Here is a 25,028-nt window from a genome sequence, read left to right as displayed (position 1 = left end):
TTTTTCATCACAACGCCTCCTACCGCTTTAATTTTTGGTCTGGGGGGCTGGTTTTTGTTTATAAGCCCCCGCCCGGGGCCCGGGTAGAAACTCCCCGGGGTCCCAGGGCGATGGCGCGCAGGCCGCCGGACGGCCCCGCCGTCAGACCAGCGCCTCCAGCCGGGGCACGATCTCGGCGGGCGTGGGAAGCGTCGAGATCTCCTTGGCGAGGAACTGGGTGCGCTCGGTGTAGCTCGGGTTCTCCAGCAGCTCCCGGCACGCCGCGGCGATGACCTCGCCGGGCGCCTTGTCGGGCTCCTGCGCCTGCGGCCACAGCGTCTTGCCGGCACCGAAGCCGCTGATGGCCTTGGCGATGGCCTCGCGGTGGTAGTTCGGCGGGAACTCCGGCGGGTTCTCCGGGATGATCAGCTGCGGCACGCCGTTGGCCATGAGCGTCGTGGCGGTGGTCGCGCCGCCGTGATGGACCGCCAGATCGCAGGTGGCGGCGGCGACATCGATCGGGATCCAGCCCACCCGCGCGTCGCCCAGCTGCTCGCCGAACCGCTCGGCCGCGCCCGGGGACGCCGCGATCAGCACCTCGGCCCCCAGCTTGCCCAGCTCGCTCACCAGCAGCGGCATGGACCAGCCCGGCTCGCGGAACATCAGGCTGCGGAACCCCGAGGTGACCAGCACGCGGCGGCGGCCCTCGGGACGGGTGTACATCCAGCGCTCCAGCCGGCGCTGCGGGTTGGACGGAATCCAGCGCAGCGACTGCGCGGCGGGGTCGTGGGCCGGCCGCAACGACGGAGGCGTCGAGTCCAGCAGCAGATCGGGCTTGAGCAGCCCGTCCAGGCCCAGGCGCTCCAGCTCGGGCCGCAGCTCCTCCTCGGCGCCGGGGTCGATGCCGGTGAGCGGGATGCCCAGGTACTCGACCTGGCGCACGTAGGGGACCTTGAGGTGGGCGGCGAGCAGCATCGCCGCGTAGCTCTGCGAGCTGCCGACGACCACGTCCGGGGTCCAGTCCTTGGCCAGCTCCAGCAGGGACTTCACCCCGGCCAGGCCCATCTGCGCGAAGCCGCGGCCCTGACCGAACATCTCCTGGTCCCCCAGCTCCCTGGGGAACCGCAGGCCCTTGCCCGGGTTGGTGATCCGCATGAAGTGCCGGATCGGATCGACGGTGAAGCAGAAGGTGGGAAGTCCGATGGCCTCCGCGGTTTCCACCCACGGCTCGTGGGCGGCCAATATGACCTGATGGCCCGCGTTCCGCGCGGCCGTCGCCAGCGGGGCAGCGGCATAGTAGGTGGCCTGGCTGCCCGTGGTTATGAACAGGATTTTCATGGCACTCCGGATGCTTTTCGTGGACGCGGCCTGACGCATTGACGAACATCACCGATGGTCCGCAACGCGCCCTTTCTCTGTCAAACATCCTCAAATGGCAAGACCGTTCAATTGCGGATTCTGCGCAGTTGAACAAGACATATGCCGGCCCCGTTCCGAGGCCTCGCCGTGGCAACATCGAACATTGCGCGGCCCCCGGTGTCTGACCATCATGATGTCGGAACGTGGGCGAGGAAGTCCCAGAAAAACGGATACCGAAAGTCGGTGGCACCCATGAATACGCTGATCTACAACGCCCGAATGGCGCTCCGTGACGTCATGGAAGTGAATATCTTCACGCAGGGAAACGACAAGGTCTATCTGACCGTCTTCCCCGAGCTGGTCTGGGAGGGATCCAAGGAGACGCAGTCGGACAAGGTCATCCGGTCCGTCATCGACCGCCTCCACGACATGGACCTGGACGTCGCCGGCGGCGAGGAAGCCGTCCGCACCCTCCTGGACTCCGGATCCGTGGAGATCATCCGCAAGGCCGCCTGAGACCGGTGCACCGGGCCCGCACACCCCGTGCGCCCGGTGACCCGATCCCCCGACGAGGAGGTACCACGGCGTGATTTCCCGCTACGCCCTGCCGGAGATGGCCCAACTCTGGTCCGACCAGGCCCGCTACACCACCTGGGCCCGGGTGGAGGTGCTGGCCTCCGAGGCACAGGCGCTGCTCGGCCGGGTCCCCGACGCCGCCCTCGCCGACATCCGACGGGCCCAGGTGCCCGCGGCGGCACGCGTCGCGGAACTCGAACGCGAACGCGACCACGAGATCCTCTCCTTCCTCGCCGCCTTCTGCGAGGACCTGCCGGACGACTCCGCGCGCTGGGTGCACCTGGGCATGACGAGCTACGACCTCGTGGACACCGCCCTGGGGCACACCCTCGCCCGGGCCTGCGACCTTCTGACCGGCGCCGCCGGCCGGCTGCGCGGGGCCCTGGTGGACAAGGCGTCCGAGCACTGGGACACGGCGTGCATCGGCCGCACCCACGGCATGCACGCCGAGCCCACCACCTTCGGCCACAAGCTCGCCGGCTTCGCCTTCGCGATCGACCGCTCGGTGCGCCGGCTGACCGACGCACGCGAACAGGTCGCGGTGGGAACCATCTCCGGCTCCGTCGGCACCTACGCCCTGATCGACCCCTTCGTCGAGGAACACGTGTGCGCGGCCCTGGGCCTGGGCGTGGAAGAGGCACCCAGCCAGGTCGTGGCCCGCGACCGGCACGCCCAGCTCGTCCAGGCCGTCGCGACACTCGGCGCCTGCGTCGAGCAGATCGCCGTCGAAATGCGGCTGCTGTCGCGCACCGAGGTCCGCGAGGTGGAAGAACCCCGCACCGCCGCCTACCAGGGCTCCAGCGCCATGCCCCACAAACGCAACCCGACCACGAGCGAGCGATTGACCGGGCTGGCCAGGCTGCTGCGCGGATACGCCGGGACGATGCTGGAGAACGTGGCGCTGTGGCACGAGCGGGACCTGTCGCACTCCTCCGTCGAACGGGTCGTCCTGCCGGACGCGCTGACCGTCGCGCACTACCAGGTGAGCGCGGCCACCGACCTCGTACGCGGACTGCAGGTCTTCCCCCACCGGATGCGCACCGCGATCGACGCGACCGGCGGACTGGCCTACAGCTCGGCCGTCCTGGCGGACCTGCTGGAGGCCGGCAGCGAGCGCGAGCGCACCTACCGCACGATCCAGGACGCCGCCAATGGCGAGGACTTCCTCGCCGGCCTCAGGTCCCAGGGCATCGAGACCGGCCCGCTGGAACCCGGGCGCTTCCTGACCCACCACGACGTCATCCGCAAGCGATTGGACACCCTCCGTGAGCTGGAGCATTGAGCGGGAGAACGGATCCGACCTCGACCTCGCCGACGTGCTGCGGGTCTACGAGGAGTCGGGCCTCGGCGAACGCCGGCCCGTCCAGGACACCCAGCGCATGGCCGCCATGGTGCGCGGCGCCAACCTGGTCATCACCTGCCGCGTCGACGGCGAACTGGTCGGCATCGCGCGCAGCGTCTCGGACTTCTCCTACGTGACCTACCTGTCCGACATCGCCGTCGTCCGCGCCTACCAGCGCACCGGCATCGGCCGGCAGCTCATCGACGCGACCCGCAAGGAGGCCCCCCAGGCCAAGATCGTCCTGCTGTCGGCGCCCGCCGCGGCCGACTACTACCCGCACATCGGCTTCACCGCCCACCCCTCCGCCTGGGTCCTCAACCCCTGAACCCTGACGCCCCGGGTGCCCGCGCCGGCCCACCGGCGCGGGCACCCGCGTGTGCGACGGACCGGTTCGAGGACGTCCCTGCGGTGCGCACGCTCGGCTGATCCGAGGGTGAAGCACTCCCCGGCGAGATACCTGCCCGCGCCCGTCGCACATAGGCTCGTCCAGACCGGCTGGGAGATCGCAAAGAGTTCGGGCTCGGGCAGGGGGACTCCGTGGCATCAGATGCACAGTGGTACGTGTTCGTCGAAGCGAACTCCGACCACCCATCAGAAACAACGTGGGAGCTGCAGGAGAAACACCACGTCGAGGGTGACCGCGCGGCGGCACTGTCCCGGGCCGAGGAGATCTGTCGCACCTGGAGCCCGGGGTACTGGGAGCTCGAGGACAGCGGGCGGCGTGTCTTTCGGGCCTCCGAGACGGGCTGGTTCGTGGAGGTGACCCGGGAACGGTGGGACAAGGAACGCGATCGCGCCCTCACCACCAGCAAGTTCTTGCGCGTCACGGTCGCGGAACTCGTCTACGCCAAGGAGGCTCCACCCGCTCAGCCGCCCGAGAAGAAGGATGGCATCATGCGTCGCGCCTTCGGCAGCGGACGGCAGTAGACCCGTACGAACAGGGCGCACTCGGGCATCCTCCGGCCCAGCAGGCCACGACACCGGCGCGTTTGCCTGCGGGCGGTACGGCTGACCGAGGCGACCGCCAGTCTCCTGCAGGAGTCCGGGCGCGTCGAAGAGGCCATCAGACTCCGCGCTCCACGAGGCGGCCCGGCGGCGGGACGCCGCCGTCCAAGCCGCCCGCGGGCCTGGCGACCCCCCTTTGTGAAGCGTGTTGCAGAAAGCTGTGGGTCTGTCGCGAAAGTGAGCGGTCGGGCTGACGGAACGCCAGAAATACTGGTGTGGCCAAGGACGTTGATGAGGGCATGAGTCAAGGTCCCGCTCCTCGCCCGCTGTCCGACGAAGCCCTCTCCAAGCTGCTCGGCGAGCAGCGGTTCGGTACGTTCGCCACGGTCAAACGCACCGGCCATCCCCACCTGACCACCATGCTCTACAGCTGGGATGCCGCCGGCCGCGTCGTGCGGTTCTCGACGACAGCCGACCGCGTCAAGGTCGAGCACCTGCGGCACGACCCGCATGCCGCGCTGCATGTGCGGGGCGACGACGTGTGGTCGTTCGCCGTCGCCGAGGGCAAGGCCGGGGTCTCCGAGGTGACGACGACTCCCGGTGACGCGGTCGGGCGGGAACTGCTCGGGATGATCCCGCAGGGCGCGGAGCCACAAGACGAGGATGCGTTCCTGAGGCAGCTGGTCGCCGAACGCCGCCTGGTCATCCGGCTGAAGGTGGACCGGATGTACGGAACGGCGCTCGACATCAAGGACTAAGGTCCGCTGAAACTCCACCGCGTGGCGCTCGCGGTGGCCGGCCCTGCCGAACTCGGTCGGCCGGCCGCTACGGGAGCCGCGCGTCCTGCGGTTGCGGGGGAACCGGCGAAATGCGGCTCCGGAGGTGACGGAATGCGCCGAGCGGGGGCAGCGGGGCCCGGGTGGCCGCCGCGTGTTGTGGCACGCTTGCCGGCCACTCTGAGTGTCGCAGTTGGCTGGCTTGACGAGGCCCCTGCTGGTCAGCAGCTGATGGGGGGGTTACCGGAAGCGACTCGGCAGTAGTCCGACCCGAGTCCGCCGTCGACGGTGCCGGCGTTCGGGCCGACGGAGATGAAGTCGCCGTCGGCTCCGCCGAGGATCTTGCCGGTCGCCGCGGTACCGGCGTTGGCCGTGATGGAGTCGCCACCGGCTCCGCCGTCGACGGTGCCGGCAACGATGCCGTTGATGACGATGTAGTCGCTGCCGCCCAAGCCGTTGACGCTGTCGCCCAAGGCGAGGGTGCCGCAGCTGATGTAGTCGGAGCCGGCAGTACCGCTGACGGTCGTACCGGACACGGGCCTGCCGTTGACCGTACATGACGTCAGGGCTTGTGCAGGCGTTGCGGTCAGGGCGAGGGGAGCGGCCACGAGGGTGGCGACGCAGAGCGCACGTATCGCATGTCTGATCATGTAATGAGTGGCTCATGGCGATTTCATGATCGCAATGCTGCACCGTCGCTGGCGCCACCGTTCGGGGCAGTCTGCCCCCCCCCGGACGGGCCATCGAGGCTAACGGTCAGATGTTCCACAGGTCAGCGATTTCGTCGGTGCCCCTTGCGGATGCGGCCGGTCTTCTCCGGGCCCGGGCAGTCGGTACCGGCTCTGCGCACGGACACGCAGGGAGGCATCTCGTGCCCGCAGCACCCGGTCAGTGATGGTGGCCCCCCGCGTTCAGATGGGCGGCGGGGCTGACCACCAGGGGGCGGACCATGTGCTGTTCGTGCTCCAGCATGTGGCAGTGGTGCACGCCCCGGCCGACGACGGGGAAGCGGACCGCCACGGTGACCAGTTCGCCCGGGGTGCCGTTGGGGCCGGGGGTGATCTGACCGGCCGTCCCCACCCGGATCGTGTCCTTCTCGCCGAGTTCGTGCGCCTCCAGTTCGGCCGCCGCCTTGAACGCGATCGGCCTGGCCGAGCCGCGGGTGACCCGGTCGAACCCGGTGATGTCGTAGTTCTCGCGGGACAGCACCTGGAAGTGCGCCAGGTGGATGTGCATGGGGTGGGGGGAGGCGGCGAGGTTGAGGTACTTCCAGATCTCCACGCCCTCGTGCGCCGCGGTGAACGTCGCGCCGTCGTCGTAGGCCATCGCCGTCCTGCGCAGTGTGGTGAGCGTGCCGTCGGCGTCCTTGACCTGGACGATCCCGGCGGCGGGCAGGGTGATGTCCTGCGCGTCGGTCTCCTCCATCTCCCACAGCTCGGGCATGTTCTGCGTGCCGGGGCCGACCAGCACCACCCACCGCGGGGCCCGGTCGTGCGGCAGGTCGTGGTGGCCGACCCGGGTGAAGGTGGGGGAGAGGACCTCGGGCAGCGTGAACTTGGCCGAGGGCCTGCGGTCGGCGACACGGAACTGCATCACATCGGGTTCCAGCAGGTCGTTGCGCTTGTTGGACTCACCCGGCGTGATGCCCTGCAACGTGTTGACCAGCTTGAGGGTCTGCCCGCGCAACGCCCGGAAGTCGACCAGGACGTCGGCGCGTTCGCCGGGGGAGAGGTTGAGCGCCCCCTCGACCGCGAGCGGCTCGCCGAGCAGCCCCTGGTCGGTCCCGATCACCTTCAGCGCCCCGGCCACGGGCCGTCCGTCCGCCAGCAGCATCAGCCGGTAGATCCGGGAGTTCGCGGTGTTGACGATCCGGAACCGGTACCAGCGCGGGTCGACCTCCAGATGAGGCCAGATCACCCCGTTGACCAGGGTGTAGGGGCCCGCGTGCGGGCGCATGAGGCGCTGCGCGCCGACCATCTCCACCTTGTGCAGCAGCCGGCCGGTCGGCGCGCCCGAGGCGTCCGTGTCGAAGTTGCGGTCGCTGAGGACCAGCGGCACCTCGTGCCGGCCGCTCGGCAGGTCCAGGGCCCGTTCCTCCGCGTTGCGGGAGATGAACAGGCCCGCCAGGCCCGCGAACACGCTGAAGCGGCTCACGTGGTGGGTGTGGTCGTGGTACCAGAGCGTGGTGGCGGCCTGGTCGTTCGGGTACGCCGACAGCTGGACGTCGCCGGGTGCCAGCAGGTTCTCCATCCAGCCGTCGTTGCCGCCGCCGGTCAGCATGCCGTGCAGGTGCACCGCGGCCCAGGGCTCCAGGCCGGCCACCCCGGACACCTCCTGGCAGCCCTGCGTGCCGGGGTAGTTGGACAGCGGGTCGGGGGAGGGGCCGGTGGCCAGGCCGAAGTCGACGGCGGTGACCGGCAGCGTGCCGGTCAGACGGTTCTCCCACGCCACCCGCAGCCGCCGGCCGCGGACCGTCTCGATCGTCGGACCGGGGTAGGCGCCCTCGTACGTCCACATCCGCACCGGCGGGAGCTGCGAGTGCACGGTGATGTCGGCGGTGCGCATGCGCACGGTCAGCTCGTCGTGGTCGCCGCGCTCGCGCGGGCGCAGCACCGGCGGTATCCGCAGCGGGTCGGTGAACTTGGTCAGCCCCAGTCCGGCCGCCGACGGCTCGGGGCCGCCGGGGGCCGCGCCGACGGGCGCGGCGAACACGGGCGCGGATCCCACCAGGGCGCCCAGGCCCGCGACGGCTCCGCCCCGCAGCAGCGTACGGCGGTTGACTCCGGGCCCCTGGGGCCGCTCCGGTATACCGGCAGATGCAGTCTCCATCCCCGCGACGTTAGGGACGGCCGCTCCATAGAAGCTCGAACTCCGCTCCAGCACAGGCCTGCCGGCCCGCTTTACAGCGCGGCCGGCCCGCTCTAGAGGGCGGCCATCTCCGTGTCCCGGTGGACCAGTGCGGCGTAGCGGCCGCCGAGGGCGAGCAGTTCGTCGTGGGTGCCGCGCTCGGTGATGCGGCCCTGCTCCAGCACGATGATCTCGTCGGCGTCGCGGATGGTCGACAGGCGGTGGGCGACGGTGATGGTGGTGCGGCCCTCGCTCGCCGCGTCGATGGCCTTCTGGACGGCCTGCTCGGTATGGGTGTCCAGGGCGCTGGTGGCCTCGTCGAGGACCAGCACGGGCGGGTCGCGCAGGATGGCCCGGGCGATGGCCAGGCGCTGCTTCTCCCCGCCGGAGAAGCGGTAGCCGCGTTCGCCGACCACCGTGTCGTAGCCGTCGGGCAGCGACATCAGATAGTCGTGGATGTGCGCGATCCTCGCGGCCGCGACGAGTTCCTCGTCGCTCGCGTCGGGCTTGGCGAAGCGGAGGTTGTCGGCGACCGTGGCGTGGAAGAGGTAGGTCTCCTGGGAGACGACGCCGACCGCGGCGGCCAGCGTGTCGAAGGACAGGTCGCGCACGTCGATGCCGTCGATGGTGACGGTGCCGGCCGTCGCGTCGTACAGCCGCGGCACGAGATAGCTCAGGGTGGTCTTGCCCGAGCCGGTCTCCCCGACGATCGCCAGGCTGTGCCCGGCGGGCACGCTCACGTCGACCCCCTCCAGCGTCGGCCGCCCGGCCCCCGCGTAGGAGAAGCCGACCCCCCGCAGGCGCACGTCGCCCCACAGGGCGGCCGGGACGACGGGGTGCCGCGGCTCGGCGACGTCGACGGGCAGGTCGAGGTACTCGAAGATACGGGCGAACAGTTCCAGCGAGCTCTGGATGTCCAGCCCGATGGTCAGCAGCCGCTGCGCCGGCCGGAACAGGGTCTGCTGCAAGGTGGTGAAGGCGACCAGGGAGCCCAGCGAGATGGCCATGCGCCCGCCGTGCGCGGTCAGTCCCGCGACCCAGTAGATGACCGCGGGCATGGAGGCCATCACGATCCAGATCGTCGACTGGTACCACAGGCCCGCCGTGCTCGCGCGGACCTCGATGGCGGTGAGCTTGCGGGACTGCGCGGCGAAGGTGTCGGTCAGCGAGCGGGAACGGCCCATGGTGTGGCCGAGCATGATCCCGCTGACCGACAGCGACTCCTGCACCATCGAGGACAGGTCGGCGAACTGGCGCTGCCGGTCACGGGTGATGGCGCGGCGCTCGTCCCCGACATGGCGGCTCACCCACACGAACGCCGGGAGCATCACCAGGGAGGCGATCGTCAGCCGCCAGTCGAGCAGCGTCATGGCGGTGGTCGTGGCGATGACGATCGTCAGGTCGGAGACCAGCGCGGTGGCGGTGGTCGTCACGGTGACCTGCATCCCGCCGATGTCGTGGGCGATGCGGGACTGCACCTCGCCGGTGCGGGTGCGGGTGAAGAACGCCAGCGACATGCGCTGCAGGTGCGCGTACACCCCGGTGCGCAGATCGTGCATGACGAGCTGGCCGACCCTGGCCGAGACATGGGTCTGCCAGACGTTGAACGAACTGGTGGCGATCGACACGACGATCATGCCGAGGGCCAGCAGCGACAGCAGACCGGTCCGGCCCTGCGGCAGCGCCACGTCCATGATCGCGCGGATCAGGAACGGGTTGACGAGGGAGACCAGGGACGAGCCCGCGACCAGGAACGCGACGAACAGCAGGTTCTTGCGGTAGGGGCGGAACAGCCCGAGGATGCGCCGCTTCTGCACGGGCGGTTGAACCGTGCCCGACCTGGTGGTGGTCACCTGATTCCTCCGAGGACGCCCCGGACTTCAGGCCGGGGAGGAATCGGACTCCTACGGAGCAGGGCAAGGAACGGGGTTTCGTCGCCAGGGCGAAAGACCGCTCGTCCGATCGGGTAAGCTGCACGCCGCGCGTTGCGAGAACCAAGCACGTGCGACGTGCCGAGCGAGAACCAAGCCGGCACAGCAACCTCCAGACTTCTGGAACCCGGGCTGGTCTCAACCCGGCTGGTGTTGATCGTGTTGGACTCGATTGCTTGCTGAGCAATCGAGCGGCGTGTGCCAGAAATCCCCCTGCTTCAGCTGGGGGAGGATTCAACTGGTCTCCTTGTCTTCGGTGAGGTCTCAGTCGGTGGAGCGCAGGACCAGGGCGGAGTTGAAGCCGCCGTGGCCGCGCGCCAGGACGAGCGCCGTGGACACGGGGGTGTGCCGCGGCGCGGTGACCAGGTCGAGGCCGTAGCCGGGGGCGGGCGTGACGTTCGCCGTCGGCGGGATCACCCCGTCCCGCATGGCCAGCAGGGCGGTGGCCACATCCAGCGGGGCCGCGCCCGAACCGAGCCGTCCCGTCATGGTCTTGGGCGCGGTGACGGGGACCGCCCGGGGCCCGAAGACCGCGGTGATCGCGTCCGCCTCGGTCCGGTCGAGCTCGGGGACGCCGGCCGCGTCGGCGAAGACGACGTCGATCTGGCCGGGCGACAGGCCCGCGTCGTCCAGCGCGATCTCGACGGCCTTGCGCAGCGCGGGCTCGCGCCCGCTGCCCGGACGCGGGTCGAACGTGGATCCGTAGCCGCTGATCTCGCCGTAGATCCGGGCGGCCCCGCGCCGGCGGGCGGCGTCGGCGTCCTCGAGGATCAGCAGGGCTCCGCCCTCACCGGGCACGTATCCGCTCGCGTCGGCGTCGAAGGGGAGGTAGGCCCGCTCGGGGCGCTCCTCGCGGCTCAGTTTCCCGGTGGTGAGCTGGGCCGCCCACCCCCAGGGGCAGATGGCGGCGTCGACCCCGCCGGAAAGGATCAGATCGCTGCCCTTGCGGACCAGACGGCGCGCGTGCGCGAGGGCGTCCAGGCCGCCCGCCTGGTCGGAGACCACCACGCCGCTGGGGCCGCGCAGGCCGTTGCGGATGGAGATCTGGCCGGTGTTGACGGCGTAGAACCAGGCGAAGGACTGGTAGGCGCTGACGTACTGGCTGCCCTTGCTCCACAGGTTCTGCAGCTGGTCCTGGCCGAACTCGAAGCCGCCGCAGGTGCTGGCGGTCATCACGCCCATGCCCAGGGTGTTCGCCTCCCGCGTGCTCACCTCGGCGTCGGACAGGGCGTGGTCGGCGCCGACGAGGGCCAGCTGGGTCATCCGGTCGGTCTGCGGGACGAGCCGGCTGGGCAGATGGTCCTCGACCGTGAACCCGTCGATCTGCCCGGCCAGTTTGGACGGGTAGCTCTCCGGATCGAACCGCGTGATGCGGCCGATACCGCTCTTGGACGCGCGGGTGGCGTCCCAGTAGTCCTCCACGCCGCAGCCGTTGGGGGACATGATGCCGATGCCGGTCACCACCACCTGGGAACTCATGCGACTGTCTTCCTGTCCGGTCGGGCGAGGACCATCGCGCTCTGGAAGCCGCCGAAACCGCTGCCGACCGTCAGCACCGTGTCGGTGCGCCAGTCGCGTGCGGTCAACGGCACGTAGTCGAGGTCGCATTCGGGGTCGGGATCGTGCAGGTTCGCCGTCGGCGGCACCACGTTGTTCTCCATCGCCAGGACGCAGGCGGCGATCTCGATTGAGCCGATCGCCCCCAGCGAATGGCCCACCATCGACTTGATCGAGCTCATGGGGATGTGGCGGGCGTGCTCGCCGAGGCTGCGCTTGACGGCGCTCGTCTCGTGCCGGTCGTTCTGCTTCGTCCCCGAGCCGTGCGCGTTGACGTAGTCGACCGCGCCCGGATCGATCCGCGCCTCGTCCAGCGCCGAGCGGATGGCCTCGGCCATCTCCTTGCCGTCGGGACGCAGGCCCGTCATGTGGAAGGCGTTGCAGCGCGAGGCGTATCCGGCGACCTCGGCGTACACGTGGGCACCGCGCCGCAGCGCGGCCTCCCGCTCCTCCAGGACGAACATCGCCGCGCCCTCGCCCAGCACGAACCCGTTGCGGGTGCGGTCGAAGGGCCGCGAGGCGTGCTCGGGGTCGTCGTTGCGCGGCGTGGTCGCCTTGATCGCGTCGAAACACGCCATCGTGATCGGCGAGATCGGGGCGTCCGCGGCACCGGTGATCATCACCTCGGCCGAGCCGTCGCGGATCAGTTCGGCCGCGTAGCCGACCGCGTCGATGCCCGAGGTGCAGCCCGTGGACACCACCGTCGAGGGCCCCTCCGCGCCGACCGCCCAGGCGACCTCGGCGGCGAACGAACTCGGCACGAAGTAGTTGTACAGATGCGGGACGGCGTACGCGTGGTCGACGAGATCGAGCCGGCCGCCATCACTGACGACCCGGTACTCCTCGTCGAGCCCCATGGTCGCGCCCACGGCGCTGCCGACGGCCACCCCGATGCGATGGGGCGCGAAGCCCTGCAGGTCCAGCCCGCTGTTCCCGAGCGCCTCACGGGCCGTCACCAGGGCGAACTGCGCGGCCCGGTCGGTGCGCCGGATCTCCTGCGGACCGAGCCCGTGCTCGAAGGGATCGAAGTCGATCTCGGCCGCGACCCGGGACCGGAACGGCGACGGGTCGAAGAACGTGATGGCCCGGGTCGCCGTCCGGCCCTCGCTCAGCAGACTCCAGAAGTTCTTGGCCCCGATTCCCCCGGGAGCCGCCACCCCGACCCCGGTGACGACCACCCGCCGGCCGCTCACGCCGACTCCCAGGTGTAGAACCTGCGCGCCATGGCGTCCGCGGGGGAGCGCCAGGTGGCCGGGTCGTAGGCGTCGATGAACGGCTTGAGGTCCTGGCTGATCCGCACGAACCGCGGATCGGCCTTCGCCTGCTCGATCAGCTCCCCGCCGTTGTCGTCGTCGAAGTCCTGAAGATGGAAGTACAGACCGTTGAACATGAAGAGCTGACGTCGCCGGGTCCCCATGCGATGCGGCATGTCGGTCTCGTCGAAAGCGCCGAAAAGCCGAGCCACATCGGCACTCGAACGAGAATCCATTTTGGCCACTATCAGATTGCTGTGCACTCGACCGCCTCCTCGAGGATGTGCCGCGCCTACAGATACTTGACCAGTGCCGTCCATTCGGCGAGCTCCTCCTCCGACAAAGGCGGCAGGCAAGGCTGTTCAGTGAAAGGGAGCCCGGGATCCGCCCAACCGGGCGGCGGATACATGGCATTCCACGCGAACCCCATCCACATCAGGCCCTCGCCGAAGCTCTTCCCTATGGATCTCATGGCGGACCTGCGCCTCGCCCGCATGTCAATCTCCACTTCGCCGGGAAACCATCTGCTGCCACCTTGGGTGGCCCTCCTCAAGAGGAAACCGGCAACGCGTCGAATGCCGCTGGAAGGAATGTGAAGTTCCGCTCGCGCCGTTCTCGAGCGCACCCCGAGAAAACGGACGGCCGCATTTCGCGCCGACCCAGGCAAAACAAGAGAGGGCGGCTCCCCGCAAGAGCCGCCCCCTCTACCGCTGCTGCCCCGCCCAGACAGCCGGCACGAACCCCCCGGCTGCCATACGAGACCGCCGCACACCAACTGCCGTGTGCCCGCCGGTCGTACGGGGCCGCCGCACACCCAACTGCCGTGCACCCGCCGGTCGTACGAGACCGCCGCACACCCAACCGCCGTGCACCCGCCGGTCGTACGGGCCGCCGCGCTCGGTGGTGACAGACCGGTGTTCGCCGCCCCGCGCCGCCGGGCAGGTCGGCGCGACGTACCCTCGCCTCACCGGGTTCCTCCGAGGATGCCTCGGCCTTCAGGCCGGGGAGGAATCGGACTCCTGCGGAGCAGGGCAGGAAACGGGATTTCGCCCCCAGGGCGAAATCCCGTCGGGGTAAGCTGCACGCCGTGCGGTGCGAGAACCAAGCGCGCACACCGTGCTGATCGAGAGCCAAGACAGCACATGCACTTCCAAGCTTTGCTGTATCAAACCGGGCTGGTTTCAACCCGGCTGGTGCTGATCGCGGAAGACCTGTCGGGCCGGTTGACCCGCAGGCAGCGTGAGCCAGGAATCCCCCTGCTTTAGCTGGGGGAGGATTCAAGCGGGAAGCGTCAACTCACCGGGCCGACAGCACCGTTGCCCGGTCGCGCGGCGCGGGCCGACCGCCCAGCGCGTCCAGCCGCCGCCGGTCGAGCGGCGAGGGACGCCGGTCCAGCCGGGCCGCGAGCAGCCCCGCCGCCCGCTCGTACGCACCCCCCGAGACCAGGGCGTACAGCAGGGTCTCCTCCACCACCTCGTGCTGCGCCCTGCTGGCACCCACCCGGGCGACCAGAGGCAGCAACGGCCCCAGCCGCAGCACCGCCTGGGGCCAGTTGCGGCGGACCACGGCCGCCAGCGCGTCGCACAACGGCGCGATCACCAGCGCGAACACCTCCCGGCCGTCCGCCAGCGCGTGCGCCCGCAGCCGCCCCAGCCCTTCGAGGTCACCGGCCGCGGCCCAGGCCAGCGCGGCGTGCAGGGCGGCGAACCCGGTCGGGGGCGCCTCCAGCCAGTCCCGGGGTGCCGCCTCCAGCAGCTCCGCGAGCGGCAGCCGGCCGCTCCAGCTGCCCGTCATCCGCGCCCGCCACAGCAACGAGGCCGAGTCGACCAGCAGCCGCCCTCCGCTGACCTGCGAGGCCACCAGCTCCCGGTCGTAGCGGCGCAGCAGCGCCGAACGGTCCTCCAGGGTCAGTTCGTGCAGCGCGGCATGCCAGGACAGATGGGAACGGTGGCCCGCCCCGGCCCCGTGCCGGCCCATCCACTCCTCCAGCCAGGCCAGACCCGCACGGTGCTCACCGGTCTCGTAGAAGACGTGCGCCCGGGCGTGGACGGCATGGCCGGCCGCGGGGTGCGCGGCCAGCGCCCGCACGGCCAGTGCGTCGGCCTCCTGCCAGCGCTCCTGCTCCTGGCGGACGAAGGCCAGCTGCCCCAGATACCACCAGTCCTGCCCGTAGACGCCGGACAGCCCCTCGATCAGCGCCCAGGCCTCCTCGGCGCCGGTGACACCGTTGAAGGAGACGGTCGGCACCGCCGCGCTCACCGCCAGCGCGTCGCGCGGATGGGCGGCGATATGACCCAGCAGCGCCGCCTTGCCCTGCTCCTCGGTGCCGCGCAGCCGGGCGTCCACCGCCGCCACCAGGCTCCGCTCCCGCTCGTCCGCGCGGCGGGACGCGGCCCGGTGGGCGGACGCGAGCGCCGCGGGCACGTCCACCGTGCCCCCGCACTCGTGGCCGAGCAGCGCCAGCGCCGCATGACCGACGGCGAACCCCGGATCGGCGTGGACCGCCTCGCCCAGCAGTGCCGCCGCGCCGGTGCGGCCCGCCAGAATCCGCTCCAGCGCCTGCCCGTACAGCCGTGCCGCCTCGGCACCCGTGCTCAGCCGCAGGCCGTAGCGGTCCCGCGGCCCGGACACCCGGCGCCCGGCGAGCGCCGACAGCACCCGGTCGGCGACCTGTGCGGCCTGCCCGCGGATCTCCGGGATCGCCGTGCTCTCCAGCAGGTTCCCGCGCCGCGCGGCCCCGATCGTCCACAGCCGCAGCGCCGGGGCGCCGTCCGCGGGCAGCAGCCGTCCGTCGCCCAAGGTGTCGAATCCCAGGCCGGCGGGGCCGGTGCGGGCGTAGCCGCGCTCCAGTACGCAGCGCACCAGCGGATCGCCCGTGCGCCGCAGGTCGGTCTGCGCCCCGGTGCAGTTGACGACCGCGCCGACCCGCAGCGTCCGGCCGTCGCTCAGCCGCACCACCACCGCGCCGTGGTGCGGCACCGCGTAGACCACCTCCGCGGCGCCGGTGAGCAGCCGGCCCGAGGCCCGCAGCGCGCGGATCGTGGCCGCCGTCCCGGGCGCGATGCGGTGCCGGTGCACCTCCCAGGCCCGCAGGTCCTCGGTGAGGAAGCGTGCCCGGTCGGCCGCCGACAGCTGCTGCCACAGTCCCGCCGTGACCGCGCGCAGCCCGTCCATGCCGGGCCGCCAGTCGCCGCAGGCCCGCCGGGTCGCGGCCAGGTGGCGGCGCACGTCCCGGCGCAGCGTGTCCAGCCCGTGCGAGCCGTCCAGGCGCGGCGGCTCGGCGGGCGGGGCGGGGTCGGCCAGATGTTCCTGGGGGACCAGTCCGTGCCGGGACACCGCGTGCACCACCCGGTCCGCACGGGCCAGTGTGAGGGCCACGTCGGCCATGGTCAGACCGGTGCCGACCAGCAGTACGTCGCCCGCCGAGGCCAGGGCGTCCAGCGCGCCCGGCGCCCAGGGATCGGCGACGAAGTGCCCCGACGCCCGCAGTTCGGTGCCGGCCCAGTCCTGGCCCGGGCGGAAGTTGCCCAGCGCGAGCACCGCCGCGTCCACCCGCAGCTCGTCCCCGCTCGCGAGCCGCAGCGCCGTCCCGGCGCCCTGCTCGCGGGCGGCGACGACCCGCTCGCGCACCCGGTGCAGGCGCCCGCGCCGGCATTCCCGGACGGTGTCCTCGAGGACCTCGGCCAGATACCGCCCGTACTCCTGGCGGGGCACGAAGTCACCGGCGGCGGCGTGCGGGTGCCGGCCGGTGAGCCAGCGCAGGAAGTGCCCGGGATCGTCGGGGAAGGCGCTCATCTTGCCGGCCGGCACATTCAGCAGATGACGCGGATCCCCGGTTCCGTAGGCGACACCGGGGCCGGCCGCCTCGGCCGGGTCGACCAGCCATATCTCGACCGCCCGACGGGCCTTCTCGGCCTGGCGCAGCAGCTGAACCACCGTCAGCGTCCCTGCCGCACCGGCTCCCACGACGGCGATGCGGCGCGAGGCGGAACTCCAGCTCATTGATCTCACTCCCTGATGCGATGGGCTTCAGCGGGCATCGGACCCCGTCCCCTCTCGTCGCGGCCCCTCGCCGGCGGTCGCGAAGGCCTCGCCCGCCATGCCGGCGGTGAGGGTCGTGCCGTCGGCCGGGTCGATCAGCAGGAACGAGCCGGTGCGGCGGTTGGCGGTGTACGCGTCCAGGGCCAGCGGCTCGGCGGTGCGCAGCACCACATGGCCGATGTCGTTGACCTTCAAGGACGTCACGCCGCGGCGCTGTCGCAGCGTGTCGATGTCGATCCGGTACGAGATGTCCTCGACCACCGCGCGGACCGTGCGGGTGGTGTGCTTGAGCAGCACCCTGGCGCCGGTGCGCAGCTCACGCTCGCTGAGATGGCAGACGTACGCCCCGACTTCCCGGGTGAGCCGCGGGGCCGCGCCCCGGGCCGCGATCAGGTCACCGCGCGAGACGTCGAGGTCGTCGGCCAGGCGCACGGTCACCGACTGGGGCGCCCAGGCGGTCTGCCGCTCCTCGCCGAGCACGTCGATGGCCGCGATGGTGCTGGTGCGCCCGGACGGCAGCACGCTCACCCGGTCCCCGACCCGCAGCACTCCGGACGCCAACTGGCCCGCGTAGCCGCGGTAGTCGCGATGCTCGCCGCGGTGGGGGCGGATCACGTACTGGACCGGGAAGCGTGCCGGGTCCCGGCCCGGGTCGTCGGCGACCGGGACGCTCTCCAGGTGCTCCAGCAGGGTCGGCCCGCCGTACCAGGCCATCCGGGCGGAGGGCTGGACCACGTTGTCCCCGGCCAGCGCGGAGACCGGGACCACCACGACGCGCCCGATGCCCAGGCCGGCCGCGTAGGAGGTGAACTGGGCGGCGATGGCGGCGAAGACGGACTCCTCGTAGGCGACGAGGTCCATCTTGTTGACGGCCAGCACCACGTGCGGGACGCGCAGCAGCGCGGCGACGGCCGCATGGCGGCGGGTCTGCTCCACCACTCCGTTGCGGGCGTCGACCAGGACGACGGCGAGTTCGGCGGTGGAGGCGCCGGTGACCATGTTGCGGGTGTACTGCACATGCCCGGGGGTGTCGGCGAGGACGAACCGCCGCCGGGCGGTGGCGAAGTAGCGGTAGGCGACGTCGATGGTGATGCCCTGCTCGCGCTCGGCGCGCAGGCCGTCGGTCAGCAGCGCCAGATCGGGCGCGTCCTGCCCGCGGTTCGCCGAGGCGCGCTCGACGGCCGCCAGCTGGTCGGCGAGCACCGATTTGGAGTCGTGCAGCAGCCGGCCCACCAGGGTGGACTTGCCGTCGTCGACGGATCCGGCGGTGGCGAAGCGCAGCAGCGAGGTGGCGGCGGCCCGGGAAGCGGTGGTCATGGCTAGAAGTACCCCTCGCGCTTGCGGTCCTCCATGGCGGCCTCGGACAGCCGGTCGTCGGCGCGGGTCGCACCCCGCTCGGTCACCGCACTGGCGGCGATCTCGGCGATGATGTCCGCGTTCGTGGCGGCGTCGGAGTCGACGGCGCCGGTGCAGGACATGTCGCCGACCGTGCGGTAGCGCACCAGCCGCCACTGGGAGCGTTCGTCTCCCCGCGGGCCGCCCCAGTCGCCGGCGGCCAGCCACATGCCGCCCCGGTCGAACACCTGGCGCTTGTGGGCGTAGTAGATCTCCGGCAGGTCGATGTCCTCGCGCTCGATGTACTGCCACACATCAAGCTCGGTCCAGTTGGACAGCGGGAAGACCCGCACATGCTCGCCGGGCGCGTGCCGGCCGTTGTACAGCGACCACAGCTCGGGGCGCTGGCGGCGCGGATCCCAGGCACCGAACTCGTCGCGCACCGAGAAGACGCGCTCCTTGGCGCGGGCCTTCTCCTCGTCCCGGCGGCCCCCGCCGAACACCGCGTCGAAACGGTGCGAGTCGATGGCGTCCAGCAGCGGCACCGTCTGCAGCGGGTTGCGGGTGCCGTCCGGGCGCTCCCGCAGCCGGCCGTCGTCGATGAAGTCCTGGACACGGGCGACATGCAGCCGCAGACCGTGCGCCGCGACCACGCGGTCGCGGTGCTCGATCACCTCGGGAAAATTGTGCCCGGTGTCGACATGCAGCAGCACGAAGGGAACCGGCGCCGGCCAGAAGGCCTTCAGCGCCAGGTGCAGCATGACGATGGAGTCCTTGCCGCCGGAGAACAGGATCACCGGCCGCTCGAACTCACCGGCCACCTCCCGCAGGACGTGCACCGCCTCCGCCTCCAGCACGTCCAGATGCGACAGCGCGAAGGCGTCCTTCTCCACCTCGGCCACAGGCTGGTTCGCGGGCATCACACAAGACCCCTCTCGGCCAGGAAGGCATGCAGCTCGGCGGCGGACTCGGCCACCGACCGGTGCCGTGTCTGAATACGCAACTCCGGGTCCGCCGGCGCCTCGTACGGGTCGTCCACGCCGGTCAGCCCCGAGATCTCCCCCGCGGCCTGCCGCGCGTACAGGCCCTTCACGTCCCGCTCGCAGCACAGCCCGACGGGTGTGGCGACATGGACCTCCAGGAACCCGGTGTCACCGGCGGCATGCTGCTGCCGTACGGCGGCACGCGAGGCGGCGTACGGCGCGATGACCGGCGCCAGCACCAGCACACCGTGAGAGGCCAGCTTCTGCGCCACGAACCCGATCCGCGTCACATTCGTGTGCCGGTCCTCCCGGCTGAACCCCAGCCCCCGGGACAGGTGCGCGCGGACCTCGTCACCGTCGAGGACCTCGACCCTGCGCCCGGCGGCACGCAGGCGCTGGGCCAGGGCACGGGCCAGGGTGGTCTTGCCCGCGCTGGGCAGCCCGGTCAGCCACACGGTGGCACCGCGCTCACCGGGACCGTCCGCGGACAGGGCCACCGCGGTGACCTCGGCGGCCGGGGCGTCAGCTGTGCTCACGTTTGCTCTCCCGAAAGTGAGATGGGAACACGGACGGCGAACTGTCGAAGACGGATGCCGGTCCCGTCAGGAGGTGGCGAACTCGGCCAGGGCGCGGCCCAGTACGTCCATGTCGATCCGGTGCCAGGAACCGGGCAGTTCGAGGCCCCGGCCCTCGGGCAGGGCCGCCGCGGTCGCCTGCGCCGCGGCACGCAGCCAGTCGCTGGTGTGGTCGCTGTTGAGGACCAGGGCCGGCGTCCGGTACCCGGCGAGCCGGCCGGCCGGGACGCTGTAGTCGCCGCAGATCGCGGTGTCGTAGACGAGGGTGTGGGCGTTCGCCTCGTTCACCGCCCAGATCGGGCCCCGGCGCCACTCCGCGACGGTGTCGGGCGTCAGCCCCAGGAAGCTGCCGAGGAAGTACTCCACGGCCTCCTCGCGCCGGTCCTCCTCCAGGAGCACCCGGAGCGTCTTGGTGATGTTCCACGGCGGCTTGGGGAACTGACCGACGCGGAAGAACGGCTCGTGCAGCGCCAGCCTCGTGATCGGTACGCCGCCCAGGGCCGCCTCGAGTGCGAGGTTGGCGCCCGTGGACCCGGCGAACACCACGGCCGAGCCGCCGGCTTCCTCGATCACCGCCTCCAGGTCCTCGACCTCCCGCTGGACGGCGTACGCGGGGGAGTCACCGCTCTCGCCGCGCCCGCGGCGGTCGTAGACATAGGTGGTGCAGTGCGGCGCCAGCTCGGGAACGAGCGCGTCGAAGATCGTGTGATCACGGAACGCGCCGTTGAGCAGCACGATCGGCGGGCCCTCACCCGTCTTCTCGTAAGCGATCGTCGTGCCGTCCCGGGAAACGACCTTGCGCATCACGCACTCCTCACGCCGAACGGAGGTGCTCTCACCTCACCGCATGTCGAGATTTTCGAGCGGCGTGGTGGACCACCGGTCGAGGACCGGTCGCGGGAGCCATGACCTTCGGGTGAGCCGGGTTCGACGGGTCGCGTGCCGGACCGCGGTCCCCGAGGACAGGCGGGTGCGCGCCTTCGGGCCGGGGAGGCCGTCCGGGCCGGGCACCGGTCCGATGCCCAGGACGACGGGAGGGCGCCGGAGAGAACCTCTTCGAGGAGGTCCCTCTCGCAGGCGCCCTCCGTGACGGGGCCGGCGGACCGGTGCCGTGAGCCGGGACCGCACAGCCGCCCGTCAGGACGACGAGACGGTGCCTCACAGGCTGCGTGCGGTGATGTCGCCGTAGGCGGTGCTCGCGTGGATGTTCACGCCGGCGGTGCCGCCGGCGTTCTTGAGGGTGTTGCTGATCCGGCCGTAGGCGGTGCCGGCGTCCAGGGAGGCGGAGACCCCGCGGGCGGTACCGACCGAGATCTCACCGGCCCCGGTGCGCAGGGTGACCGCGCCCTGCACCGCCTCGGCGATGTGCAGGTCCCCCTGCTGCGTGCTGATCTGCGCGGATCCGCAGAGGCGGCCGACCGAGACGTCGCCGGACCGGAGAGTCAGGCGGGCGCCCGCGGTCTCGTCGAGCTTGACCGAGCCCTGCGCGCCCTCGAAGACGACGTCGCCGAGCCGTCCCACGCCGCGGAGTTCGGCGAGGGCCGCCCTCGCCTCGACGCGGGAGCCGGCGGGCAGCTGGACGGTGACCTCGACGGACCCGGAGTCGCCGAGGACCCGGCTCTTCGCCGGCGCGGCCTCGACGCGCAGGACGCCGTCCTCGTACGCGACCGTGATCTGCTGCGCCGCCTTCACGTCGCGGCCCTTGGCGGCGTCCGCGGGCAGGACCTCGACGGTGGTGTCGTCCCGGTCGGCGGCGATGAACCGGATGCGCCCGGCGGGGATGTCCAGGACGGCGTTCACGGGGGCGGGGGTGTCGAACTTCTGCATCGTGCTCTCCTTCGTCTGCGGTGCGGACCTCCGTGGCCCGCTGTTTCCGATGAGAGAAACGCTACGTTGCATTCACGGATCCGCCAACAAGCTTGCTGCATCAAAAGCTCATTCCTGCAGGTGAATTGAGGGAAATCGTTGCAATGATTTGAAGGGCAATGCAACACCCCTGTCGCCATTCATTGCAATGGGTGAGAGTGAACGCTATGCCGGGCGCGCCGAGGAGGCCACCACCGGTGCGGTCGGCACCCCGATGGCCGCGGCGCACAGGGCCTGCGGGCCGGGCCGGAGGGCTTCGAGCTGATGGGCGACGGCGACGCCTTCCATCGCGGGGCGGCGCAAGAACCTGCCCCACAGGGCGGGTTCAGTGCCAGGTGGCCGCCCGGCTCGCGCCTCCGCGCTTGACGCAATGATTGCGTCATTATATCGTTCGGTGATGCTCTTCCCTACGCCGGATCTCACCGCGACGGATCGCCAGGTCCTCGACCAGATCGACCGGATGCGCGAGACGTTGAGGCACAGCGTGCGGACCTCGTCGACGAAGGGGACGGCCGGCCTGCGGAAGTTCCTGACCGCGGATGCTGTGGCTGCCTCGAATTCCATCGAGGGCTTCAAGGTGGCAACCGTCGACGTCGAGGACCTCATGGAAGGTGAGAGCGAGGTCGACGTCTCGGAGGAGAACCGGGAGGAGACCCTTGCCTACCAGCGGATGATGACGTACATCCAAACCCTCCACGACGCCGAGGACTTCTCCTACAGCAAGGGTCTGCTCAATGGCCTGCACTGGATGCTGCAGGGGCACCGGCACGGCAACCGCCGACCGGCGGGCCAGTGGCGCAAGGGCCCCGTCTACGTCACCGACGCCCGCGATCCCAGCATCGCCGCCTACACCGCCCCCGATGCCCAGCTCGTCCCCGACCTGATGCAGGAACTCGTCGACTGGCTCAACGAGACCGACGAAACGCACGCCCTGGTACGGGCCGCGATGGCCCACCTGCACCTGGTCTCCATCCACCCCTGGGCCGACGGCAACGGTCGTATGTCCCGTTCCCTGCAAACCCTCATGATCGCCCGGGAGTCTGTCCTCGCACCCGAGTTCTCCTCCATCGAAAGCTGGCTGGGACGACCGGGCAACACCTGGGAGTACTACCGCGAACTCAATGACCGCGGCAGCAACTACCGTCCCGATCAAGATGTCTCCGCCTGGATCCGCTTCAACCTCACCGCGTACCACCAGCAGGCTCAGACGGTGCAAGCCCGCCTTGCCCGTTCGGGACGCGTCTGGAACGCCCTCGCCGACTTCGCCGACCGCGGCGGCCTCGACGAACGCACCGTCACAGCGCTCCATGACGTCGCCATGGCCGGACGGGTACGCCGCGCCCGCTACCAGCACGCCGAGGCCCTCAGCCTCCAGCAGGCTCAACGCGACCTGCGCGAGCTCACAACCGCCGACATTCTCCAGCCTGTTGGCCGCACAAGGGCCCGCTACTACACCGCAGGCCGGCACTTCCCCCAGGACGCCATCGACATCGCACAAACCCCTATGTCGCTGACACATCCCTACCGCTCCTGAGAGACCGCGCCAAGTCAGTTCACCGCTTCGAGCTGATCGGCATCAGTGCCCGGTGGCCGCCTGGCTCGCGACCAGCCGGCGGTAGGGGGTACAGCGTTCGAGGAGGGCGGGGTGGTCGCCGGTGTCGACGACGGTGCCCTCGTTCAGCATGATCACGTGCTGGGCGTGCCGGACGGTGGAGAGGCGGTGCGCGACGACGATGACGGCGCGTGTCTGTGCGAGGGTCTCCACGACGGCGCGGAACCGCTGCTCGTTGAGGCCGTCGAGCTGGCTGGTGGGTTCGTCCAGCAGCACGATGTCGGCGTCGGAGAGCAGGGCGCGCGCCAGTGCCATGCGCTGGCGCTGACCGCCGGAGAGGTCCGATTCGCGGCCCAGCAGGGTGTCCAGGCCCTGGGGGAGGCGGGCGATGTCCTCGGTGAGTCCCACGGCCTCCAGGGCGGCGGCCAGTTCGCGGTCGTCGACGCGGGTGGTGCGGCCGAGCTGGAGGTTCTCCCGGGCGGTGCCCTCCAGCAGGGTGAACGCCTGGTCGACGTAGGCGATGCGGGCGCGCAGCGCGTCCAGCGGCCAGTGCCGCGTGTCGTGGCCCAGGACGGTGATCGTGCCGCAGGAGGGCCGGATGAACCGGTCGATGAGACTCAAGGTGGTGGACTTGCCGGCTCCCGAAGGCCCCACCACCGCGGTGAGTCCGGTACGCGCGGTGGTGAAGGAGATCTGCCGCAAGGCGGCGCGGCCGGCCCCGGCGTGCGTGTAGGAGACGGAGTCGAAGACCACGGCCGGCGCGTCGGGCAGCGGGATGGGGGCGGGTTTGTCGTCGTCGTGCGGGTCGTGCTCCGGCGCGAGGAGCAGCAGGTCGTTGCAGCGGTCCCGGGCGGCCAGACCGGACTGGAGCCGGCCCAGTCCGGTGGCCAGCGTGTTGACCGAGGGGATGGCCTGCAGCAGATAGAGGAGGAACGCGGCGAAGGCGCCCGCGGTGATGTCACCGGCGGCGAGCCGGGCGCCTCCGGTGAGGATCACGGCGATCATCGCCAGCTGGTTGCCGAGGGTGAGCACGGCGGGGATCAGGGCGCCGAGGCGGGCCCCTTGCAGGGAGACCGAGCGCAGCCTCTCCGCGTCCGCGGCCAGTGCCCGGGTGGCCACCGGCTCGGCCCGGTTGGCCTTGATCGTGGTGAGGGCCTCCAGGTCGGCGGTGAAGCGCTGGGCGATGTGGCCGACGGCGTCCTGCTGGCCGGTCACGTTGGCCCGCATGCGGCGCAGGACCAGCGTCACCATCAGGGTGAGACCGGTCAGGGCGAGCAGCGTGACCAGGGTGAGGACCCAGTCGACCCACACCATCACGGCCAGGGTCGCCGCGATGGTCACGGTGGCGAGCGGCAACTGGCTCGCCACGTCGACGATCTGACGCAGCAGCAGGGCGTCGGAGGTGATCCGGGCGGCCAGTTCACCGGTGCCCTGGGTCCGTACGACGGCCAGGGGCAGCCGCAGGGAGTGCTCCATCAGCCTGATGCGCAGCCGGTAGGCCATCCGCTCGCCGATGCGGGCGAGCAGGAACCCGGAGAAGGCCTGGGCGAGGGCGCCGGCTGCGGCGGCCGCGCACATCAGTGTGATGTCGACGCCCAGCGGGCGGTGGTCGGAGAAGTCGGTGATGACGTCCCGCAGCAGCAGGGGGATGGAGAGGGTGGCGGCGGTGGCGGCCAGTGCGAGCAGCAGGGAACCGGCGAGCCGGCCGGGCTCGGCGGTCAGTTCACGGCGCAGCCGCAGCGGGCCTGCCGTGCGGGCGGGGCGGGCGGGCTCGTCGGCCACGGGGAACCTCTCTGGTGGACGAGGCGGTGCCGCACGTCGGCGCGCACCGGGCGGAGGAGCTGGGGGAGTTGTCGAGGGCGAGAGCCCGGGCGCCGGGCCGGTGCTCCGGGACGGAGGGCCGGGACCGGTCCGAGGCCCGGGGGGTCGGGGTGGAAAGCCGAGAGGTGAGGACGTCGGCCGGGGGAGGCAACGCCGGGACCAGAACCGGGACGGGGATCGGCGCCGCGGCAGTGCGGTGCAGTCAGCGGTCAGCGGTCAGCGGTCAGCGCGGTGTACCGGGGCGGGGACGGTGGGGGACCGGCCGGGCCGCGGACGGCGGCCCCGCCCGC

The 25,028-nt window shown here is 71.2% G+C and carries 21 protein-coding genes; 6 read left to right on the top strand and 15 right to left on the bottom strand.

The window, feature by feature from the left end:
- Positions 1 to 141 precede the first annotated feature (141 nt).
- Positions 142 to 1,317, bottom strand: a complete 1,176-nt coding sequence (locus ACFWBT_RS27315; protein WP_385705114.1) for a glycosyltransferase — start codon at positions 1,315 to 1,317, stop codon at positions 142 to 144.
- A gap of 273 nt (positions 1,318 to 1,590) precedes the next feature.
- Between ACFWBT_RS27315 and ACFWBT_RS27310 the strand changes: the two genes are divergently transcribed.
- The 5 genes from ACFWBT_RS27310 to ACFWBT_RS27290 all read left to right on the top strand — a co-directional run bounded on the left by ACFWBT_RS27310 (position 1,591) and on the right by ACFWBT_RS27290 (position 4,959).
- A complete protein-coding gene (locus ACFWBT_RS27310) occupies positions 1,591 to 1,854 on the top strand; it encodes a hypothetical protein (RefSeq protein WP_385705118.1) in 264 nt (87 codons plus the stop codon).
- 70 nt (positions 1,855 to 1,924) lie between these two features.
- On the top strand, positions 1,925 to 3,196 hold the full coding sequence (gene purB / locus ACFWBT_RS27305) for an adenylosuccinate lyase (protein WP_385705112.1): 1,272 nt from the start codon (positions 1,925 to 1,927) through the stop codon (positions 3,194 to 3,196).
- Entirely contained in the window at positions 3,180 to 3,581 is a 402-nt protein-coding gene (locus ACFWBT_RS27300; protein ID WP_266766223.1) for a GNAT family N-acetyltransferase, read from the top strand. The genes purB and ACFWBT_RS27300 overlap by 17 nt, the downstream gene beginning before the upstream one ends.
- A 212-nt stretch (positions 3,582 to 3,793) precedes the next feature.
- The gene (locus tag ACFWBT_RS27295; RefSeq protein ID WP_385705110.1) at positions 3,794 to 4,183 is read left to right on the top strand and encodes a hypothetical protein; all 390 of its coding nucleotides are present in this window, start codon (positions 3,794 to 3,796) and stop codon (positions 4,181 to 4,183) included.
- Positions 4,184 to 4,500: 317 nt separating this feature from the next.
- Complete coding sequence (locus ACFWBT_RS27290) at positions 4,501 to 4,959, top strand: TIGR03618 family F420-dependent PPOX class oxidoreductase (RefSeq protein WP_385705109.1); 459 nt, start codon at positions 4,501 to 4,503, stop codon at positions 4,957 to 4,959.
- 239 nt (positions 4,960 to 5,198) lie between these two features.
- Here the strand turns inward: ACFWBT_RS27290 and ACFWBT_RS27285 are convergent, their stop codons facing one another.
- From ACFWBT_RS27285 to ACFWBT_RS27225, 13 genes are all read right to left on the bottom strand, one after another.
- Positions 5,199 to 5,627, bottom strand: coding sequence for a hypothetical protein (locus ACFWBT_RS27285; RefSeq protein ID WP_385705107.1), 429 nt, complete (start codon positions 5,625 to 5,627; stop codon positions 5,199 to 5,201).
- 238 nt (positions 5,628 to 5,865) lie between these two features.
- Complete coding sequence (locus ACFWBT_RS27280) at positions 5,866 to 7,806, bottom strand: multicopper oxidase domain-containing protein (RefSeq protein ID WP_385705105.1); 1,941 nt, start codon at positions 7,804 to 7,806, stop codon at positions 5,866 to 5,868.
- A 92-nt stretch (positions 7,807 to 7,898) separates the two neighbouring features.
- Complete coding sequence (locus ACFWBT_RS27275) at positions 7,899 to 9,677, bottom strand: ABC transporter ATP-binding protein (protein WP_385705103.1); 1,779 nt, start codon at positions 9,675 to 9,677, stop codon at positions 7,899 to 7,901.
- A gap of 342 nt (positions 9,678 to 10,019) precedes the next feature.
- On the bottom strand, positions 10,020 to 11,234 hold the full coding sequence (locus ACFWBT_RS27270; RefSeq protein ID WP_385705102.1) for a ketosynthase chain-length factor: 1,215 nt from the start codon (positions 11,232 to 11,234) through the stop codon (positions 10,020 to 10,022).
- Positions 11,231 to 12,505 carry a beta-ketoacyl-[acyl-carrier-protein] synthase family protein gene (locus ACFWBT_RS27265; RefSeq protein ID WP_385705100.1) on the bottom strand — a complete coding sequence of 425 codons (1,275 nt, stop codon included), beginning with the start codon at positions 12,503 to 12,505 and terminating at the stop codon, positions 11,231 to 11,233. Before ACFWBT_RS27265 ends, ACFWBT_RS27270 begins: the two co-directional genes overlap by 4 nt.
- Positions 12,502 to 12,828 (bottom strand): TcmI family type II polyketide cyclase, encoded by a 327-nt coding sequence (locus tag ACFWBT_RS27260; protein ID WP_266766217.1) that lies wholly within the window; start codon positions 12,826 to 12,828, stop codon positions 12,502 to 12,504. The genes ACFWBT_RS27265 and ACFWBT_RS27260 overlap by 4 nt, the downstream gene beginning before the upstream one ends.
- Positions 12,829 to 13,861: 1,033 nt before the next feature.
- Positions 13,862 to 16,567, bottom strand: a complete 2,706-nt coding sequence (locus tag ACFWBT_RS27255) for an FAD/NAD(P)-binding protein (protein WP_385705098.1) — start codon at positions 16,565 to 16,567, stop codon at positions 13,862 to 13,864.
- Positions 16,568 to 16,594: 27 nt separating this feature from the next.
- Positions 16,595 to 17,923, bottom strand: a complete 1,329-nt coding sequence (locus ACFWBT_RS27250) for a sulfate adenylyltransferase subunit 1 (protein WP_385705096.1) — start codon at positions 17,921 to 17,923, stop codon at positions 16,595 to 16,597.
- Between the two features lie 2 nt (positions 17,924 to 17,925).
- Positions 17,926 to 18,861 (bottom strand): sulfate adenylyltransferase subunit CysD, encoded by a 936-nt coding sequence (gene cysD / locus ACFWBT_RS27245; RefSeq protein ID WP_385705094.1) that lies wholly within the window; start codon positions 18,859 to 18,861, stop codon positions 17,926 to 17,928.
- Positions 18,861 to 19,421: an adenylyl-sulfate kinase gene (cysC, locus tag ACFWBT_RS27240; protein ID WP_385705116.1), complete on the bottom strand. Its 561-nt coding sequence runs from the start codon at positions 19,419 to 19,421 to the stop codon at positions 18,861 to 18,863. The genes cysD and cysC overlap by 1 nt, the downstream gene beginning before the upstream one ends.
- A gap of 105 nt (positions 19,422 to 19,526) precedes the next feature.
- Positions 19,527 to 20,303 (bottom strand): alpha/beta fold hydrolase, encoded by a 777-nt coding sequence (locus tag ACFWBT_RS27235; protein ID WP_385705092.1) that lies wholly within the window; start codon positions 20,301 to 20,303, stop codon positions 19,527 to 19,529.
- A 354-nt stretch (positions 20,304 to 20,657) separates the two neighbouring features.
- Positions 20,658 to 21,326, bottom strand: coding sequence for a DUF4097 family beta strand repeat-containing protein (locus tag ACFWBT_RS27230; RefSeq protein WP_385705090.1), 669 nt, complete (start codon positions 21,324 to 21,326; stop codon positions 20,658 to 20,660).
- 204 nt (positions 21,327 to 21,530) lie between these two features.
- A complete protein-coding gene (locus tag ACFWBT_RS27225; protein ID WP_385705088.1) occupies positions 21,531 to 21,668 on the bottom strand; it encodes a hypothetical protein in 138 nt (45 codons plus the stop codon).
- A gap of 94 nt (positions 21,669 to 21,762) precedes the next feature.
- On the opposite strand from ACFWBT_RS27225, the gene ACFWBT_RS27220 reads away from it, so the two are divergent.
- Positions 21,763 to 22,899 (top strand): Fic family protein, encoded by a 1,137-nt coding sequence (locus tag ACFWBT_RS27220; RefSeq protein WP_385705087.1) that lies wholly within the window; start codon positions 21,763 to 21,765, stop codon positions 22,897 to 22,899.
- A gap of 42 nt (positions 22,900 to 22,941) precedes the next feature.
- On the opposite strand, the gene ACFWBT_RS27215 is transcribed toward ACFWBT_RS27220, so the two are convergent.
- Positions 22,942 to 24,699 (bottom strand): ABC transporter ATP-binding protein, encoded by a 1,758-nt coding sequence (locus tag ACFWBT_RS27215; RefSeq protein ID WP_385705086.1) that lies wholly within the window; start codon positions 24,697 to 24,699, stop codon positions 22,942 to 22,944.
- Positions 24,700 to 25,028 lie beyond the last annotated feature (329 nt).

Origin of the sequence: Streptomyces sp. NPDC060027 (genome assembly GCF_042737005.1) — a bacterium.
Classification (GTDB): Bacteria; Actinomycetota; Actinomycetes; order Streptomycetales; family Streptomycetaceae; genus Streptomyces.
Note: the sequence above shows the minus strand (reverse complement) of the source record. Positions and strands in the feature narration are given on the sequence as shown.

Coding starts and splice junctions, on each gene's coding strand:
- ACFWBT_RS27230 (WP_385705090.1), bottom strand. CDS start 21,326: ATGCAGAAGTTCGACACCCCCGCCCCCGTGAACGCCGTCCTGGACATC.
- ACFWBT_RS27290 (WP_385705109.1), top strand. CDS start 4,501: ATGAGTCAAGGTCCCGCTCCTCGCCCGCTGTCCGACGAAGCCCTCTCC.
- ACFWBT_RS27250 (WP_385705096.1), bottom strand. CDS start 17,923: ATGACCACCGCTTCCCGGGCCGCCGCCACCTCGCTGCTGCGCTTCGCC.
- ACFWBT_RS27285 (WP_385705107.1), bottom strand. CDS start 5,627: ATGATCAGACATGCGATACGTGCGCTCTGCGTCGCCACCCTCGTGGCC.
- ACFWBT_RS27220 (WP_385705087.1), top strand. CDS start 21,763: ATGCTCTTCCCTACGCCGGATCTCACCGCGACGGATCGCCAGGTCCTC.
- ACFWBT_RS27310 (WP_385705118.1), top strand. CDS start 1,591: ATGAATACGCTGATCTACAACGCCCGAATGGCGCTCCGTGACGTCATG.
- cysD (WP_385705094.1), bottom strand. CDS start 18,861: ATGCCCGCGAACCAGCCTGTGGCCGAGGTGGAGAAGGACGCCTTCGCG.
- ACFWBT_RS27280 (WP_385705105.1), bottom strand. CDS start 7,806: ATGGAGACTGCATCTGCCGGTATACCGGAGCGGCCCCAGGGGCCCGGA.
- ACFWBT_RS27315 (WP_385705114.1), bottom strand. CDS start 1,317: ATGAAAATCCTGTTCATAACCACGGGCAGCCAGGCCACCTACTATGCC.
- ACFWBT_RS27255 (WP_385705098.1), bottom strand. CDS start 16,567: ATGAGCTGGAGTTCCGCCTCGCGCCGCATCGCCGTCGTGGGAGCCGGT.
- ACFWBT_RS27270 (WP_385705102.1), bottom strand. CDS start 11,234: ATGAGTTCCCAGGTGGTGGTGACCGGCATCGGCATCATGTCCCCCAAC.
- ACFWBT_RS27235 (WP_385705092.1), bottom strand. CDS start 20,303: ATGCGCAAGGTCGTTTCCCGGGACGGCACGACGATCGCTTACGAGAAG.